This window comes from Empedobacter sp. R750, assembly GCF_030324345.1.
GTDB classification, from domain to species: Bacteria; Bacteroidota; Bacteroidia; order Flavobacteriales; family Weeksellaceae; genus Empedobacter; species Empedobacter falsenii_C.
Map to the genome: position 1 here is coordinate 125412 of NZ_JACAGF010000010.1, position 17895 is coordinate 143306.

A 17895-nucleotide genomic window follows, 5' to 3' on the forward strand; every position below is an offset into this window, starting at 1 on the left:
CTCTTTTTAGATTTATTAATTTCAATTGATTATTTAATCTCAACACGAATTCCTTCGCTTTGCGCACTCAATTCTGGTGCATACATATTCTGCATTGATGTAATTCCGTTTGAGAAATTACCTGCATTATTCGCTTTCAAATCATATTCGAAAACGTAAGTTCCTTTTCTCATATAATCCGAAAAGAAGTTTGTAGCTGCATCGCGCGTACTTTCGTAATACCCAAATTCTCCTTTCCATTTGTAACCAGAAAGTACATTCACAGGCTCGAAACCACTTGCACGCATATCTTTAATATGTACAAATTGCATGTTACGATCAACCGAAATCTCTAATCGAACCGTTACAATATCACCAACTTTTATCGGTGTTGACGTTGTAATTTCTTTCAGAATTGGACCATTTGCAGAATTTGATTTTACAAATAATTTCTTATTAAATTTGATTCCCGTTTCGGCAGATTTTATTTTATCCAAATCTTCAAAATATTGCCAATACATTGCCCCCCAAGCAACACCTGGAGAAGTTTTTGAAACCTCAACTCTACCCATATCAGGTTTTATTTCTTCTTTGTTCCAAGAAGTTTTTACATAACCTGAACCAGCTTGAGCATTTTTATCTAAATCAAACTTTTGATTACCAATCTTCACTTCAATTCCTTTGTCTGCATCTATCCAAGATTTACCAAAATTCATTAAAGCATAAACCGCTTTTGTCGTTGCTTTTGTTGAATTCCACTGATTTGTTTGACGATTTTTCAATAACCAAACCTTCATTTCTTCTACTGATTTTTCATCTTTAGAAACTTCATCAAACGCTTCAATTAATAACGATTGTGTTTCTACAGGCGCTTGATACCAAAACCAACCCGGTTGATTTTCTTTCCAATACATACCCATTTCATCCGATTCTACTGCTTTTTCTTTGATTGAATTCACAACAATTTTAGCAGCAGATTGCATTTGAAAACGATTCATCACAATTGCAGCCATCGCTTTTTGTTGCAACGATAAATCCAATTTTGTATCATTCAAATTCTTTAACATCGCTGTTTTCATTTCTTCCAATTCTTTCGACATCGGATAATCTTCTAAGAAAAACGAACGCGCATATAAATAATGTAAACCGTCTGAATACACCACATCTTTGAATGATTTCTGATCTTTTTTGAACTCTTTGAAACGTTTTAAATTCTCATCATCAATAAACTGAATTGCTTTTTTGATTAATGGGTTCACATCTATTTCAAATGCTTTGAAATTCACATCCATTTTCTTCATATTTCCGAAACCAGAAACGATATGCGTTGTAATATATTCGTTTGGACGACCACCGTCAAACCAAGCAAAGCCACCGTTTGATTGTTGTTTATCCGACAATTTTTGGAAAGCCGATTTCATTTCCGTTTGCATTTGATTCAATTGGAATAAAACCGCAATTTGTTTCATTTGCTCTTCTTCGCTTTCCGCATTTTTCACCCAAGGCGTTTCTTCTAAAATGATATTTTTCAAATCTTGGTTCAATTGTAATTTCGATTTCAATTCACCTTTTTTGTTCCAATCATCAAAAACAGCTTTAATTTTTGGATTCGAATTAATCACTTTTTCCGAAATCATGTTTCCATATAAACGCGAGAACACTTGTTCAGCGCATTCGTAAGGATATTCGCGCAAATAAGGCAACGAGAAAATCGCATACCAAATCGGATTCGTTGTCATCTCGAACGTTAATTTGAAATTATCCAAAGAAGTCGATTTATTGTTGATCATATTCTCGAATTGGAACGATTTCTTTTGACCTTCTTTGACATAAATTGGTAAAGTTTCTGTCACCATCATGCGATTCGTCAAAATTGGTAAAGCAGATTCTTCTCCATCAGAAAAATCTCCAGCCGAAGCCACCACACGATAAACAACCGCTTGTACATTTTTCGGAACATCAATTATCCACGTCACTTGATCCGAACTTCCTTTTGCAACCGAGAAATTCTGAACTGCATTTTTCAAGTTAAATTGCGCATCAATTGGTTGATTGGTAAACGCATCAAACAACATCAACTTCGCAGAACCATTTAATACTTTATCTGATAAATTATTAATCTTAGATGAAACCGAAATTTGATCGCCTTCGCGTAAAAAACGTGGCATATTTGGCACAACCATCAAGTCTTTTTGAGTACGAACATTTTGCTCTAAATAACCTGTTTTAAGATCTGGCGTATGCGCAATCGCCATGAATTTCCATTCCGTTAAACTTTCTGGCGTTGTAAATTCAACAATTACATTTCCTTTTGCATCTGTTTTAAGATTTGGATAAAAGAACGCTGTTTCATTCAAGTTTGTACGTGCTTTTACATTATCTAAAGCTGCGTTTGCTCCTTTTTTAGTTGTAATTACCACTACTCCATTTGCTCCTCTTGCGCCGTATAAAGCTGTTGCTTCTCCTCCTTTCAATATATTCATAGACTGAATATCATCTGGATTAAGATTTGGTGACTTATCATACACAACTCCATCAATAACATAAAGAGCGTTTTCATTTCCTTGTAATGATGAAGCTCCACGAATTGTTATTTCTTGAGAAGCATATCCTATCGATTTCTTATCTCTTACAATTCCCATTCCTGTTACAACTCCTCCTTCTAAATCTGCAGTTACATATGCAGAATCAGGTAAAATTCCGTGAACATTTCCAGCCAATTCATTATTCATTTGAATTGGAGCAGCTACCGATTTCATCATTCTACGATTCATTCGATATTGATTAAATCCAAAATCAAATAAATTAAGGTCTAATCCTGCATATCCTCTTGCATAAAAATCATAATTTGTACGATAATAAATTGCTCGAGAAGGATTTGTTAAATAAAATTGATACAGATTAAATGGATTATTTCTTCTTGAATTCGTGAAATTATAGACATTAAAATCCAAAGAATTCGACGCAAATTGATCCAACGAAGCATCATACATACTTGCTAAAACCTCAGCCGAAACTTTGTCTTTATTTGGTCCTTCAATTTTTAGTTGCCATTTTTCTTTTGCACCTGGCGTCAATTTATCACGTAAAACTTCAGCCGTCACTTTCAGTTGTTTATTTGTAAATGGAATTGCCAAATTAAGACTTCCTGTTTGCACATCATTGAATTTCGTCATCGCATAATTCACATAAATTCCGCCACGATATTCTTCTTTGATTGGAATTTCAACAACCGATTTCTTACTCAAATCTAAGAAACCTTTCTCAATAATTGTTTGATTTGCCTCTACTTCATAATAGACAAAGGTATTTTTAGAACCCGATTTGAATTCAATTTTTGCAACATCTTTTGGCTGATAAGTTGATTGATTTGGCGAAACTGCTAAAAGCGTTTTGATTTCGTTGGCTTTTTTTTCATTCGAAACATAAACCAATTTATCCACCTCAACTTTTTGAGTTCCATCCATCACAAAACCTTTGAAGACATAATAACCTTCTTCTAAATTTGACGCTTGATTGAATTGAATTTCATCAGAAACTTTTGTATCAAAATCACTTTCGAAAACCTTTTGATTGGTTGTCCATGTTTTTGGATTCATTTCATCGCCATAAGGTTCATTCGGAAACAATTTCTTGAATTCTTCTTTCGAATAAACATTATAATCTGTTGTAAATTTTTGACGACGAACAACTTCTTTTGGCGCATTTAACGAATAAATTTCGATATGACCTTTTCCATCTAATTTTTCATCATTCAAGTTTTTCACTTCAACTTTGAAAGCTTTCAAATCGTCCGCTTTTGTTTTCTCCGAAACAGCTACATTCAACGACATTCTCGTATCACCAACTTTCACCGAAGAAGACTCAGACTGCGTTTCTCCATTGATATCTGTTGCATTTACTTCGATAAAATAATTGTACGTTCTTACCTCATCTTTCTTTTTCTCAGAAGCCGGTTTTGCGACAAATTCGAAATTGAATTTTCCTTCTGCATCAGTTGTTGTATCACCAAACGTAATTTCTTCTCGCTCGCCACGATCTGCTGGAATTGAGCGATACCAAGGCCAAAACGTAAAAATTTCTTGACGATAAACACGGTACGAAACTTTTGCATTATCGATATTAGCACCAGAAAAAGCGATTGCTTTCCCTTCTACTTTTACCTTGTCATTTAAACTATAAACACCTTTATTTTTCTCTATTTCAACTTTGAATTTTGGACGTTTATATTCTTCCACTTTGAATGAATAATAACCTTGAACATTTACAGGTCTAATCGTGAAATTCCCTGTTAATGCTGAACTTGGCAAAACAAAACTTCCATTTACAGAACCAAATTCATTTGTTGTTAAATCAACTTTAGAAAGTTCTTTACCATTGACATCAAACAAAGCAATCGTCAATTTAGAATTTGGAACGACATTTCTCGATTTATCATTTGATGAATAATAAATTCCTTTGAAATAAACCGTTTGCCCAGGACGATAAATTGCACGATCTGTGAAAATCTTAACAGAAGAATCATTGTCGTCATCATAACGATCGTAATCGTAATAATATGCTGAATAAATAGTATGTTCATCTTTTACACGATATTGAAGATTTCTCCAACCCGAAGGAATTGTAATCATTCCATCTTTATCCGAAGTTAAAATTTTAAATTCCTTTTTATTGTAATTTGTCAAGTTAGAAAACTCAACCGCAACATTACTTTCTGGTTTTCCAGTTTCACGATTCACAACCGAAACCTTTTCATTCAGCGAGTTTATCGCATATTTCGAAACCATTACATCCAAATAATCAATATCGTCTTTTGTGTTTATTTTGAATTCAGAATTATTCGAAAAAAGGACAATATAACGACCAGATTTAAGTGGATTTAACTTAACAATTGTTGAATGATTTTGATAATCTTCAAACGATTTGACATCAATTGTATATTGCTCAACAACTTTTAAACTATTCAGAAATTTTTGAGCTTCTGAAATTCGATTTTCGTTGTAAACATTTAACGCTTGTATTTTCTGTTTTCCATCAAAACCTTCATTATAAGCGAAAATTTTCACAAAAACTTGCGATAAATTTTTATGCGTTAATTGAATTGGCGTATTCTGATTTTCGTTCATATATCGCTCTGCTTGCACACTTAATTCTTGCGATTTGATCTTCGAAACTAAATTATTTATATTCTCTAATTCCTCCGAATTTGGATAAAGCTTCGCAACTTTTTGTTGTATCTCAAAAATCTTATTTACGTTCGCCAATTTATCCTCTTGCAAACCATAATAATCTGTCGTTAAAGTTGCGTACACATAAGACGAATACCACGCTTTTGGATATTTTGTTGCTAAAGATTCTTTTTGTTTAATAATTTCTTGAACCGAAGTCGAACCACGTTTTGAATCAATTAAAATCAATTCGTTATACAAAACAGCATTTTCGTTATTTTTTTGTGTATTCAATTGAACCAAATCATTAAGCAATTGATTTGCTTTATCTTTTTCATCATTCTGATTCAGATAATTGATATATTTTTTAGCTAAAACATCATACAAAGTTGGCGTTAAATCCAATTGTTGTTGCGCATTTTTCTTATCCTCAGCAAGATTCAAAATCATTTTATAATCTTGAGATTTTGCATTGATTAATTCATTTTTTGGTTGAATTGATTTAGAAAAATAATCGTTAATCGTTTTATTGAATGTATCTTCTGTCCAAAATCTCACATCATTTGTCGCTTGATTTTCGACATTTGTACGACTATTGATTTTCCAACGATTTTCGTTGTAATACAATTGATATAACTCGGCTAAATATGAATAAACAATCGCATTATTTACGTTTGATTTTTTGTCTAAATCCTTTTTAAACAAATCAAAAACGAAGTTTACATCATCTGTTTCATCAGAAGTTGCGACTTTTATTTTTGCTTCATAAAACAAAGCTTTCAGATAACTTTGTTGATTATTTTGCTTTCTTGATAAAGCTTTTAGTTCATCAATTTTTGGTTGGATTGATTTGAATTGACCATTTTGCATTTGTTGGTCAATTTCTTTCCACTTTTGATCAATCGTTGGGGATTGAGCCATAAGCATCGAATTGGTTAAAATTAATAATAAAAACAGTAGCTGTTTCATAGATTCTTTCTTTTATCAGTAGATGCAAGTTACGGAAAAAAGGTTGGTTGCGGAAATGAAATAATTATCAAATGATTGATATATAGCACAAAAAAAAATCTGAATGTTCCCATTCAGATTTTTTGATATATAAGTTGATTAGTTGTAGTTTTTATAAATCGTCTACGTCTAAATCTTCGTCGATTTGTAAATCATTTAATTCAGCATCTTCTGCAAAATCAATATCTTCTTCATCGTCTAAATCAACCATCATGTCTTTTTTAGGCGCTTTAAGAGGCATTGAACCGAAACGGTAAACCGTTAATGGGTAATTAAGAACAGCTGGTTTATCTTCTACAGAAATTAATTCAGCCACAAATGTCCACATTTCCATAAAATCATATACAAAAGCCATACGATCTCCTTGATTAGCAAAAGCTTCTTTGATATAAAAATCAGCCATTGTTTCATCAGTTCCATCATCAGACATATCCTCTAAAGGAATTTCTTTTGTTTGGTTTCCATCTTCATCTACTTCATAGAATGATGCCAACTCCTCACCTTGTAAACTAAAAGCACTAATAATACCTTTGTACAATGTGAATAATGTTTGCTTCTCTTTAATTTCTATGTCTCTAAAAACATCCTCTTTTGCATCAAGGAATACACGAATTTTATATATCACTTTCTAAATATTTTTCGGTTCCAAATTTAAATCTTTTCCCATATTAATTACAAATTCTAATGCAGAATTATAATTATTTTCTACTTCGCCTTCTAAAATTGCTTCTTTTATGGCATTTTTTAAGATTCCAATCTCTTTTCCTGGTTGAATATCAAATATTTTCATGATTTCTTCACCTGAAATTGGCGGTTGAAAATTACGAACTCTGTCGCGTTCTTCAACATCTTTTATTTTTTGTTCTACAACTTCAAAATTTTGTTTGAAACGTTTCTGTTTACGTTCATTTTTCGTTGTAATATCGGCTTTACAAAGCGTAATTAAATCGTCGAAATCTTCTCCAGCATCAAACAATAACCTGCGTAAAGCTGAATCTGTTGCATCGTCTGTTACAACTGCAATTGGACGAGAACTCATCATCACCAATTTCTGAACATATTTTACTTGCGGTCCTAATGGTAATTTTAATCGTCTGAACAATTTTAATACCATTTTAGATCCAACAAATTCATGCGAATGAAATGTCCAACCTACATTTTTATCGAAACGTTTGGTAACCGCTTTTCCAATATCGTGCAACAACGCCGCCCAGCGCAACCAAACATTATCTGTGTTGACAGAAATATTATCAACGACTTCTAATGTATGATAAAAATTATCTTTATGTTTTTGACCTTCAACCTCTTCGATTCCTTTTAACGCAACCAATTCTGGTAAAATATGTTGCATTAATCCTGATTGTTCCAATAACAATAATCCGACCGAAGGTTTATCCGTCATCATAATTTTTTGAAACTCATCCATTACACGTTCAAAAGATACGATATTAATACGTTCAGCATTATCAATTATTGCCTGAAAAGATTTTTTTTCTATTTCAAACTCCAATTGAGCTGCAAAACGAATCGCACGCATCATACGCAAAGGATCATCAGAATAAGTAACATTCGGTTCTAATGGCGTTTTGATGATTTTATTATTCAAATCTTCAACTCCATTAAAAGGATCAATTAATTCACCGAAATTCTCTTTATTCATCGAAATTGCCAATGTATTGATCGTAAAATCACGACGTTTTTGATCGTCTTCCAACGTTCCGTCTTCTACATGTGGTTTTCGACTATCTTCTGAATAACTTTCTTTTCGTGCACCTACAAACTCCAAATCTGTGTCTTTATATTTGAACATTGCTGTTCCAAAACGTTTAAAAACTGAAACTTGTGATGTATGTCCTAATTTATTAGCTAATTCTTTAGCCAACAAAATTCCATTTCCTACTGTTACAAAATCGATGTCTTTTTTCTGACCACGATTCAATAAATAATCGCGTACAAATCCACCAACTACATAAGTTTCTTGATTAATTTCATCAGCAACTTCTGCTACATTTTTAAAAATTGGATTTGATACGGCTTCTAAGATTTTCATTCTGCAAAAGTATATGTTTTGAAATAAAAAACTACTCTCTAATAACTTTTACTTCGTTATCTAGACCTAATTTAATTATCGTTGATGCAGTGAACTGAGGTACAAAGGTTTTTGTCTCGTCTGGATAAAAGTCAACACGCTCTAAAATAGTAGGATTAACTTCCGAAAACACTTTTGGAGAAGGTTCTCCTGATAAATTAGCCGATGTAGACACAATTGGTCCACCTAATTTTCCTATGATTTTCTTACAAAACAAATCGTCTGTTAATCGAATAGCGATTGTGTTATCTTCTGCGATTAACGATTGTGGTAAACCTTTTGGATTATCGTAAATAATTGTAAGAGGTTTCTCATTCAAATCAATCAAATCCCAAGCTAATTCTGGCACCTCAACAATATTTTGTAACATGCGTGGAGAATCAACCAAAATAATTAACGATTTTGATGAAGGGCGATTTTTTATCTGATAAATTTTTTCGATTGCAGCCTCATTTTTCGCGTCACAACCCAATCCAAGAATTGTATCTGTTGGATAAAGCATTGTTTCTCCTTGTTTTAGTTTGGCTACAATTTCGTTTATATCTGACATTTTATTTATTTTATAAATTTGAGTGCAAAGGTATTGTAGGAAAGTTGAAATGAGAATTATTTAATATATTTTCTCCAAAATTTATACGGTTTGGGTTGATTAAATCGATGACAAGCCATTGGCAAAACATTATTATTCAATTTTAATGCTTCTTCTGGCTTACGATCCATACAAAAATCTAATGCTTCCTGCCATTCAGGAATTTTATAATCCTTGTATATTTTTGGAACATATAATGACCAAAAAACATCTTCTACATGATAATCAGAGTTAGGTTTTTCTTTTAAAAATAAATTTATTTGATTCGATTCTTCTTCAGAAATTTGAATAAATTTCTCTACTTTTCTCAGCGAAAATCCTCCATTTCCAACTTTAAAAAGCCGCTCTATATTCTTTGGTTTTTTACCTTTTATTTTTCGAATAAATCCATTTATTTTTTCGAAAGTTAAATTAATAAAATTACGTTCACTTCCTATCCAAGGTGCTCCAACATAATCATAGCCTTTATCGCACCATTCATTTAGTTTATTTTTAAAAACATAAACATCTAATTGACAAATCAATATATATTTGAATTCTTCAAAAGTTTTATAAAAATATTTTTCTAATAACAATTGATTATAATCGTCAATGGAATCGAAACAATTTGAACTGAAATATTCTATACGAAAATCATTGATTTTACTAAAAAAAGATGAATAATTAGAAGTCGTCAAACCTTGTGGAGCCACAAAAATAATTTCAAAACCATTGAAATGTTGAATTATACTTTCCAAAGATTTTTTTTCAAATTCGTCTAAAAAATCTCTATAAATTGGAACAATAATCCCTACTTTCTTCAAATTATTCATAATATTGAGAGTACTTTTCAGCAAAAATAGACATATCTTTGACAGATTAAAATGAAATATAGATTTTTTCTATATTAATTATAATATTTTGAAAAATGACACAAAAAATTGTCGTAAATAATAATTATAAAACCACGCAAACCGAAATCAAATCTATTATTGATAATTTTGATCTGATTGATGATTATATTGCAAAAGGCACAAGAAATTCTATCAAAAAAAAGAAATTAGAGTCGGGTAAAATTGCAACGATTAAATCATTTAAGATTCCTAATATAATCAATAAATTTGTTTATCGATTCTTTAGAAAATCAAAAGCAGAACGATCTTATGAATATGCAAAACGATTGATTGATTTAGGTTTTTTGACACCATATCCTATTGCATTTGTAGAAAATAAAACTCCTATAAGTTTTAATAATAGTTACTATTTCTGTGAATTATTTGAAGCTGATTTAACTTATCGTGAATTAGTTGAAATTCCAACTTGGGAAAATCGAAACGAAATCTTGAAACAATTCACAAAATTCACATTTGATTTGCATGAAGCTGGAATTGAATTTTTAGATCATTCTCCTGGAAATACTTTAATTAAGCAAGTTGGTGAAAATCAATATGAATTTTATTTAGTTGATTTGAATCGTATGAATTTTCACAATTCAATGAGTTTTGATATTCGAATGAAAAACTTTTCTCGTCTAACTCCTCATAAGGAAATGATTGAAATTATGGGAAAAGAATATGCGAAACTTATTAATAAACCAGAACAGGAAGTTATTGAAGCTATGTGGAATAAAACGCAAGAATTCCAACAAAAATTTCAGACAAAACAAGCTCGAAAAAAGAAATTAAAATCCATGATTGGTAAAAAATAATAACAAAAAAGCAGATTTAAAATCAAATCTGCTTTTTTGTTATTTTATCATTTCAGAAAATGGAATAATTATCTCATATCCTTTTTCTTTAAAATAATCGTGCATTCCTTCTCTATAGGTCACCAAAACAAAATCTCCTCCCCAAGCTCCAAGACTTTTTACAGTTCCTAAATACTCTGGAAAATATAATTCTTTAACTTGCGGAATTTGCATAAAATCACTTAATCGCTCTTGATATTCATCCAAAATAGATTTTAAATCAGATAAATGTTCAACTTTAGTTGCTTTTACAACCAAATCAGAAAGATCCTGAATCATTTTCCAATCTTTTGGTTTGTTTTTGTAATGATTTCCCACAACGGCTTGCGTATCTTGCTTTTGATTAAGATAAACAAAATAAAGTTGATCTTTAAAATTCCAATTCAATTCTAAATCTTCTACTTCAATTGGATTATTCGAAAACAAAATCGGTTGATGACGATGTGCACAAGCAATATCATAACCACTTGTATTGAAGGTTAATTGATTCAATTCAAACGGATTTATTTCAATCCATTGGCTAATCAAATCAATCAAAGTCGAGCTACTTCCCAATCCCCATTCTTGCGGATATTCTAACTTCGTTAAACATTGATAACTATTATTAGAATTGAAAAAATCAGGATTTAACGATTTAGCTTGCTTTAAAATCATTTGTAATGATTGACTTAATTTATCATTTGTAGAAGAAATTATTTCTAAATCATTCAATCTAATTTCAGCTTCAAACCAAATAGAATTATCAAATTTTGTCGCTTTCCAAGTGATTAAATTTTCTGTTTCTGATGAATTTTCTACAAACAAACATTGCCCATATTTCGTGGGCAATGCAAATGCTTTCGCTCCATCAATTACAATATATTCCCCGATAAGGAATAATTTTCCATTGGAACGGTATGTTTTCATTTATTTTAGATTTGTGCCGAAGAAGTCGCAACCTCTCTGTTTATTTTCTTCACTAAACCTTGTAAAGTGTTTCCTGGTCCAACCTCAATAAATTCAGTCGCACCATCAGCAATCATATTTTGTACAGATTGCGTCCATTTTACAGGAGCAGTTAATTGTGCAATCAAGTTTTTCTTGATTTCTGCAGGATCTGTAACGGCAGTTGTACTTACATTTTGATATACTGGACAAATTGGCGTATTGAATGTTGTTTCTTCAATGGCTTTTGCTAATTCTTCTTCCGCAGGTTTCATTAAAGGCGAATGAAAAGCTCCACCAACAGGTAAAACTAAAGCACGTTTTGCGCCTAATTCTTTCAATTTTTCACATGCTACGTTAACCGCTTCAATCTCTCCAGAAATCACTAATTGACCTGGGCAATTGTAATTTGCAGCAACTACAACTCCATCAATTTCTGCACAAGCATCTTCAACAATTTTGTCTTCTAATCCTAAAATTGCAGCCATTGTTGATGGATTAGCTTCACAAGCAGCTTGCATTGCTAAAGCACGTTTGTACACTAATTTTAATCCAGATTCAAAATCTAACGTTTCATTTGCAACTAAAGCAGAAATTTCTCCTAAAGAATGTCCTGCAACCATTTCTGGTTTAAAATCTGGTAAAGTTTTCGCTAAAATAACAGAATGTAAAAAAACTGCAGGTTGCGTAACTTTTGTTTGTTTTAGGTCTTCTGCAGAACCTTCAAACATAATTGATTTTATATCAAATCCTAAGATTTCGTTTGCTTTATCAAATAATTCTTTTGCGATTTCAGAATTTTCGTACAAGTCTTTACCCATTCCAGAGAATTGAGCACCTTGTCCTGGAAAAACATATGCTTTCATTGTATTATTTTTAATGTATGACAAATGTATAATAAAATCTTAAACTTCTTTATTTAACCTAAGTTTTGATTTTCTTTTCTATAAATTTCGTCTAAATATTTATAACGATTTGCAACAGAAATTGCGTGTAATTTTGCAATTGTATAACCATCTTTTCCATCTAAAAAACCAAGTCTCATTACGAAATAATTTAAAAAACGATAAGCAGGTTTTATGGTATAATGATAAAATGATGGTTTCAAATTTTTAAGACGAAGTTCTTGTGCTCGCAAACGTGAATAACTATTCAGTTTATCTAAATATTCTTCTTCATTATCAAATGTAAAATGATCAAGTTTGTTTGTTAAATAACCTGTTCTACCATTACATTCTATAATCTCATGAACCATTCTATCTGATTTATATTGAGATTTAGATTTTTTAAAAATTCGAACAGCTTTATCATTTTGCATGCCCGAATATTTAATATGCTTCTTCTTAAAAAAGAATTTTCGATAAACAAAGTATGCATCAAAAGTAGGTTGCTGATTAAAAACCGAAACAATTTCTTTTTTTAATTCTAGTGGGATTCCTTCATCTGCGTCAAAAAAAGTAACCCAATCATTTTTTGCTAAAGAAAGTCCGTAATTACGTTGATTCGTAAAATTATCAAACTTACGTTTTACAAATTTAGTTTTAGGATTTTGACGAGCAATTTCTTCTGTTTTATCGGTACTAAAAGAATCAATAATAATAATTTCATCAGCAAAATCTACATCATTTAAATAACGATGTAAATTTTTTTCTTCATTATAAGTAATCAGTAAAGCTGAAATTTTAGTAGACATTGATTCTATAGAATATTCTTTTTTAGTTTCTATTTCAACGTTATTATTACTTATTAATTGCCTATCCAATGAGTTATTGTTTAGAAAATTTTCTAACTTTTCTTTAAACAACTCGAAATCAAATATTGAATAAAATTCATTTACTTGTTTTTTTATTTGACGATTGTTTAAATCTCCAAGTTTTTCAGGAAAATAATCTTTCAAATGAACACTTGTGTGATTAATTCCATCTTCGAAAGTTGCCCAAACTTTTTTATCAATCCAAGGAGAAAAAATAATAAATGATTTTTTCCCTAAAGCTTTGGACATATTAATTGCACCTCCATCATTTCCAACAATCACATCACATTCATTTGCAATTGCAATAAACTCGCGCAAATCATTACCCAACAATTCAAAATAAACTTTCGATTTGGTTTCATCAGATAATTGATTATATACTTCTTTTGCTTGCGGTAACTGTTTCGGAAAATAATTGAATAAAATATTGACATTATAATGTTGACCAATAAAATCAACCATTTTTGCCATTTCATTCAACGGATAAGTTTTTGAAAGATCAGAACCAAGCAAACTAATCATAACTGTTTTTCGCGTTGTATCAACTTGATGTTTTGTGAATAAATCTTTCGCAAAATTTATTTCTTCTTCTGTTAAATATAATTTTGGTTCTGTAGCCAAAGGCGTTTCAATTCCTAAAGGCTTCAATAAAGACAAACGATGTTCGATTGCTAAACCTAAATATGAATTTGGTTCGTCATGTTTTTCTACATTATCTGTATACAAAAACGTTCTTCCAATCTTTTTGTACGATATTTTTTTCGGTGCATTATTGATAAAAACATCTACCCAACTCTGTAATTTTGAGTAAGCATCAATGACAACATCATATTTATTTTGATTAACTTTTTTAGAAAATTTAATCAAATTCATCAAGCCTTTGTTTTCTTTTTCGTCAAAAACAATTTTATGATTGATGTACGGATTATTCTCTAAAACAGGCAAAGTATTACTATTGATTAAATAATCAACAATAGCATTTGGATAAGCTTTTTTGATATTTTCGCACAACAATGATGTGATTAAAACATCGCCTATCATCTTGTGTTGGATAATCAAAATTTTCATAAAACATAGTTATAAAGCAAAACTACTAAAATATGTTTGATTCGAAAATAAAAAAATCCTCAACAAAACTGCTGAGGATTATATTTTATAAAATTTTATTCTAATTAAACCGCTACATTATGCTCACGCAATGCATCGTTTAATGAAGTTTTTTTATCTGTAGACTCTTTACGAGTTCCGATGATCAAAGCACAAGGAACTTGGTATTCACCTGCAGCAAATTTTTTCGTGTAAGAACCTGGAATTACAACTGAACGAGCAGGAACATAACCTTTAATTTCAATTGGTTCGTCACCTGTTACATCAATAATTTTAGTCGATGCTGTTAAAACAACATTTGCTCCTAAAACCGCTTCTTTTCCTACGCGAACTCCTTCTACAACGATACAACGAGATCCAATGAATGCATTATCTTCGATAATTACTGGAGCAGTTTGCAATGGTTCTAAAACTCCGCCAATTCCTACACCACCAGATAAGTGAACATTTTTCCCAATTTGAGCACAAGAACCTACAGTAGCCCATGTATCAACCATTGTTCCTTCATCCACATACGCACCAATATTTACATAAGAAGGCATTAAAATAACTCCAGAAGAAATATACGCACCATAACGAGCAACAGCATTTGGAACAACACGAATTCCTTTTTCAGCATAGTTACGTTTCAATTCCATTTTGTCATGGTATTCAAAAATTCCAGCTTCTAACGTTTCCATTTTCTGAATTGGGAAATACATTACAACTGCTTTCTTTACCCATTCGTTTACTTGCCAATCTTCTCCAACTGGTTCCGCACAACGTAATTGTCCGTTATCGATTAACTCAATTACTTCACGAATTGCAGCTTGTGTTGCATTATCTTGTAACAATTCTCTATTGTCCCAAGCTTTTTCTATGATTTGTTTTAAATTCTCCATCTTTATTAATAATAGCCACAAATATAAAAATTATAATCAAGGGATTTCATAGAGATTATTTATTATTGAATCGTTTTTTTAAATTTGCCAAATGTCACGAATATTAGCGTTAGATTACGGAGGAAAAAGAACAGGCGTTGCCGTAACCGATGAATTGCAAATTATAGCTTCGCCAGTTGATACAATTGATACATCAAAATTGATGGATTTCTTGAAACAATATATCGAGAAAGAAAACGTTTCTGACCTTGTAGTTGGATTATCTGTTCGTTTTTCAGGAGAATTAAATGAGATTGAAAATCAAATTCAACCTTTTTTGAAAAAATTTTCTGAACAATTTCCGTTGATTAAAATTCATCGTGAAAATGAGATGTTTACCTCAAAAATGGCTTCGCAAGCAATGTTTGCTGGAGGAATGAAAAAGAAAAAACGTCAAGAAAAAGGAATGGTCGATAAAGTGAGTGCCGTAATAATTTTACAATCATTTTTATCACATAAACTATAACAAATTGTATCTTTGCCGTTAAATTAATAAAAAAAGATCAGAAAATGGTATTACCAGTTGTAGCTTACGGAGATCCTGTCTTACGTAAAGTTTCACAAGAAATCGATCAAGATTATAAAAATTTACAAGAACTGATCCAAAATATGTTCGATACAATGTACGACTCTAACGGAGTTGGTATCGCGGCGCCACAGATCGGAAAAGATATACGTTTATTTATTGTAGATTGCTCTCCTTTTGAGGAAGATGAAGATTATGAAGATATACAGAATGAGTTGAAAGATTTCAAACGTGTTTTCATCAATCCAAAAAAAATCGGTAGTTCTGAAGGTGATGAATGGGCTTTTACAGAAGGATGTTTGAGTATTCCTCACATTCACGAAGATGTAACACGTCCAGAATCGGTAACTTTAGAATATTTTGATGAAAATTGGGTAAAACATACCGAAACTTTTTCGGATATTCGCGCTCGAGTTATTCAACACGAATACGATCATTTGGAAGGAAAGCTTTTTATTGACTATATTTCGAGCTTTAAAAAGAAATTAATAAGTAATAAATTAAAAAATATAACAAAAGGGAAAGTAAACACGAGTTACAAAATGAAATTCCCTTCATAGACCCTTAAACATAATAGAATATGGATTTATCAAGAGTTATCGCAATTTCAGGAAAACCAGGATTATACCGTTTAGTTTCTCAAACAAGAGGTGGTTTTGTTGTTGAAGATTTAGAAAAAGGTAAAAAAATCTCAATCGCTTCTAACTACAATGTTAGTTTATTAGACAACGTTGCAATCTACGGAGTATCACAAGAATTTCCTTTGGCTGAAGTTTTCTTCAGAATTTACAAAAAAGAAAACGGAGGAGAAACGATCGATTACAAAACTTCTGGTGCAGAATTGCGTAAATATATGGAAGAAGTTTTACCAGAATATGACGATTCAAGAGTTTATGATTCTGATTTGAAAAAATTATTCCAATGGTATAATATCTTACACAAAAACGGATTATTAAACATCGACTTAGCTGCTGTAGAAGCTGCAATGGCTGCTCAACAAGCACAAGAAGCTCCTGTTGCTGAAGTAGAAGCTATAGAAGAAGTTGCTGTGGAAGAAAAACCAAAAAAGAAAGCTCCTGCTAAAAAGGCTGCTGACAAAAAAGACGCTGAAGAAAAACCAGCTAAAAAAACTGCTGCTAAAAAAACAACAGCAAAAAAAGATAAAGACGCTGAATAATTAGAGATGAATACACGTAAAGATCAATTACAGGCTTTCAAAAGATTGTTGGATATAATGGATGAATTACGTGAAAAATGTCCGTGGGATCGTAAACAAACAATGGAAACGTTGCGTACGTTGTCTATCGAAGAGATTTATGAACTTTCGGATGCTATCATCGAAAAAGATTCGGATGAAATAAAAAAAGAACTAGGTGATGTTTTTCTTCACCTAGTTTTTTATTCTAAAATCGCATCAGAACAAAACAACTTCGATGTTGCTGATGTTTTAAATGGTATTTGTGACAAATTAATTCATCGTCATCCTCACATTTATGGCGATGTAGAAGCAAATACAGAAGAAAAAGTGCTTCAAAATTGGGAACAAATCAAGCTAAAAGAAGGGAACAAATCTGTACTTTCTGGCGTTCCAACTTCTCTCCCAGCGATGGTAAAAGCATATCGAATTCAAGACAAAGTAAAAGGTGTTGGATTTGAATTTGAAAATTCTGATCAAGTTTTTGATAAAATTATCGAAGAAATTAATGAATTCAAAGAAGAACAAAATCCAACAGATAAAGAGATGGAATTTGGTGATATTTTGTTTTCTTTGATTAATTATGGACGATTTAATGGCATCAATTCTGAAGATGCTTTAGAAAGATCAAACAAAAAATTTATCACGCGTTTTCAGAAATTAGAAGAAATCGCGAAAGAAAATGGTCAAAACATAGCTGATTTAACCATTTCCGAATTAGATAAATTATGGAATTTAGCGAAAATTCGCTAGTGTAAACTTGACACTATAAAATTTATTCAAATTCACGAAAACGTTGTAATCAGACGTTTTAACACTATTATAAATAACTTTTATCGACACCAATAAAACAAAGTATTACAAATTATTGTGCACGCACAGAAAACCGACATATATTTGCAATGGTTATA

The 17895-nt window shown here is 31.3% G+C and carries 14 protein-coding genes; 5 read left to right on the forward strand and 9 right to left on the reverse strand.

The window, feature by feature from the left end; genetic code table 11:
- Positions 1-29: 29 nt before the first annotated feature.
- The 5 genes from HXZ74_RS11635 to HXZ74_RS11655 all read right to left on the reverse strand — a co-directional run bounded on the left by HXZ74_RS11635 (position 30) and on the right by HXZ74_RS11655 (position 9645).
- The gene (locus tag HXZ74_RS11635; protein ID WP_286475538.1) at positions 30-6116 is read right to left on the reverse strand and encodes an alpha-2-macroglobulin family protein; all 6087 of its coding nucleotides are present in this window, start codon (positions 6114-6116) and stop codon (positions 30-32) included.
- A 151-nt stretch (positions 6117-6267) separates the two neighbouring features.
- Positions 6268-6780, reverse strand: a complete 513-nt coding sequence (locus HXZ74_RS11640; RefSeq protein WP_038333549.1) for an IS1096 element passenger TnpR family protein — start codon at positions 6778-6780, stop codon at positions 6268-6270.
- 3 nt (positions 6781-6783) lie between these two features.
- Positions 6784-8205: a CCA tRNA nucleotidyltransferase gene (locus HXZ74_RS11645; RefSeq protein WP_114999833.1), complete on the reverse strand. Its 1422-nt coding sequence runs from the start codon at positions 8203-8205 to the stop codon at positions 6784-6786.
- Between the two features lie 31 nt (positions 8206-8236).
- Positions 8237-8794: an L-threonylcarbamoyladenylate synthase gene (locus HXZ74_RS11650; protein ID WP_407932365.1), complete on the reverse strand. Its 558-nt coding sequence runs from the start codon at positions 8792-8794 to the stop codon at positions 8237-8239.
- A 56-nt stretch (positions 8795-8850) separates the two neighbouring features.
- The gene (locus tag HXZ74_RS11655) at positions 8851-9645 is read right to left on the reverse strand and encodes a DUF5672 family protein (RefSeq protein ID WP_280062461.1); all 795 of its coding nucleotides are present in this window, start codon (positions 9643-9645) and stop codon (positions 8851-8853) included.
- Between the two features lie 95 nt (positions 9646-9740).
- Here HXZ74_RS11655 and HXZ74_RS11660 point away from each other — a divergent pair, with 95 nt between their 5' ends.
- Entirely contained in the window at positions 9741-10520 is a 780-nt protein-coding gene (locus tag HXZ74_RS11660) for a lipopolysaccharide kinase InaA family protein (protein ID WP_286475540.1), read from the forward strand.
- 39 nt (positions 10521-10559) lie between these two features.
- Here HXZ74_RS11660 and HXZ74_RS11665 read toward each other — a convergent pair whose 3' ends face one another.
- The 4 genes from HXZ74_RS11665 to HXZ74_RS11680 form a co-directional block, all read right to left on the reverse strand.
- Positions 10560-11465: a GYDIA family GHMP kinase gene (locus tag HXZ74_RS11665; RefSeq protein ID WP_286475542.1), complete on the reverse strand. Its 906-nt coding sequence runs from the start codon at positions 11463-11465 to the stop codon at positions 10560-10562.
- A gap of 5 nt (positions 11466-11470) precedes the next feature.
- Entirely contained in the window at positions 11471-12349 is an 879-nt protein-coding gene (gene fabD / locus HXZ74_RS11670; RefSeq protein ID WP_280062458.1) for an ACP S-malonyltransferase, read from the reverse strand.
- Between the two features lie 53 nt (positions 12350-12402).
- The gene (locus HXZ74_RS11675) at positions 12403-14304 is read right to left on the reverse strand and encodes a glycosyltransferase (protein WP_286475544.1); all 1902 of its coding nucleotides are present in this window, start codon (positions 14302-14304) and stop codon (positions 12403-12405) included.
- 104 nt (positions 14305-14408) lie between these two features.
- A complete protein-coding gene (locus HXZ74_RS11680; protein ID WP_286475546.1) occupies positions 14409-15224 on the reverse strand; it encodes a 2,3,4,5-tetrahydropyridine-2,6-dicarboxylate N-succinyltransferase in 816 nt (271 codons plus the stop codon).
- Between the two features lie 91 nt (positions 15225-15315).
- Between HXZ74_RS11680 and ruvX the strand changes: the two genes are divergently transcribed.
- From ruvX to mazG, 4 genes are read left to right on the forward strand one after another with little or no spacing between them, the layout of a single operon-like run.
- Positions 15316-15729: a Holliday junction resolvase RuvX gene (gene ruvX / locus HXZ74_RS11685; protein ID WP_038333513.1), complete on the forward strand. Its 414-nt coding sequence runs from the start codon at positions 15316-15318 to the stop codon at positions 15727-15729.
- A 44-nt stretch (positions 15730-15773) separates the two neighbouring features.
- Positions 15774-16349, forward strand: a complete 576-nt coding sequence (gene def / locus HXZ74_RS11690) for a peptide deformylase (RefSeq protein ID WP_286475547.1) — start codon at positions 15774-15776, stop codon at positions 16347-16349.
- A gap of 20 nt (positions 16350-16369) precedes the next feature.
- Entirely contained in the window at positions 16370-16966 is a 597-nt protein-coding gene (locus tag HXZ74_RS11695) for a DUF5606 family protein (protein WP_286475550.1), read from the forward strand.
- A 6-nt stretch (positions 16967-16972) separates the two neighbouring features.
- The gene (mazG, locus tag HXZ74_RS11700; protein ID WP_286475552.1) at positions 16973-17737 is read left to right on the forward strand and encodes a nucleoside triphosphate pyrophosphohydrolase; all 765 of its coding nucleotides are present in this window, start codon (positions 16973-16975) and stop codon (positions 17735-17737) included.
- Positions 17738-17895: the final 158 nt, after the last annotated feature.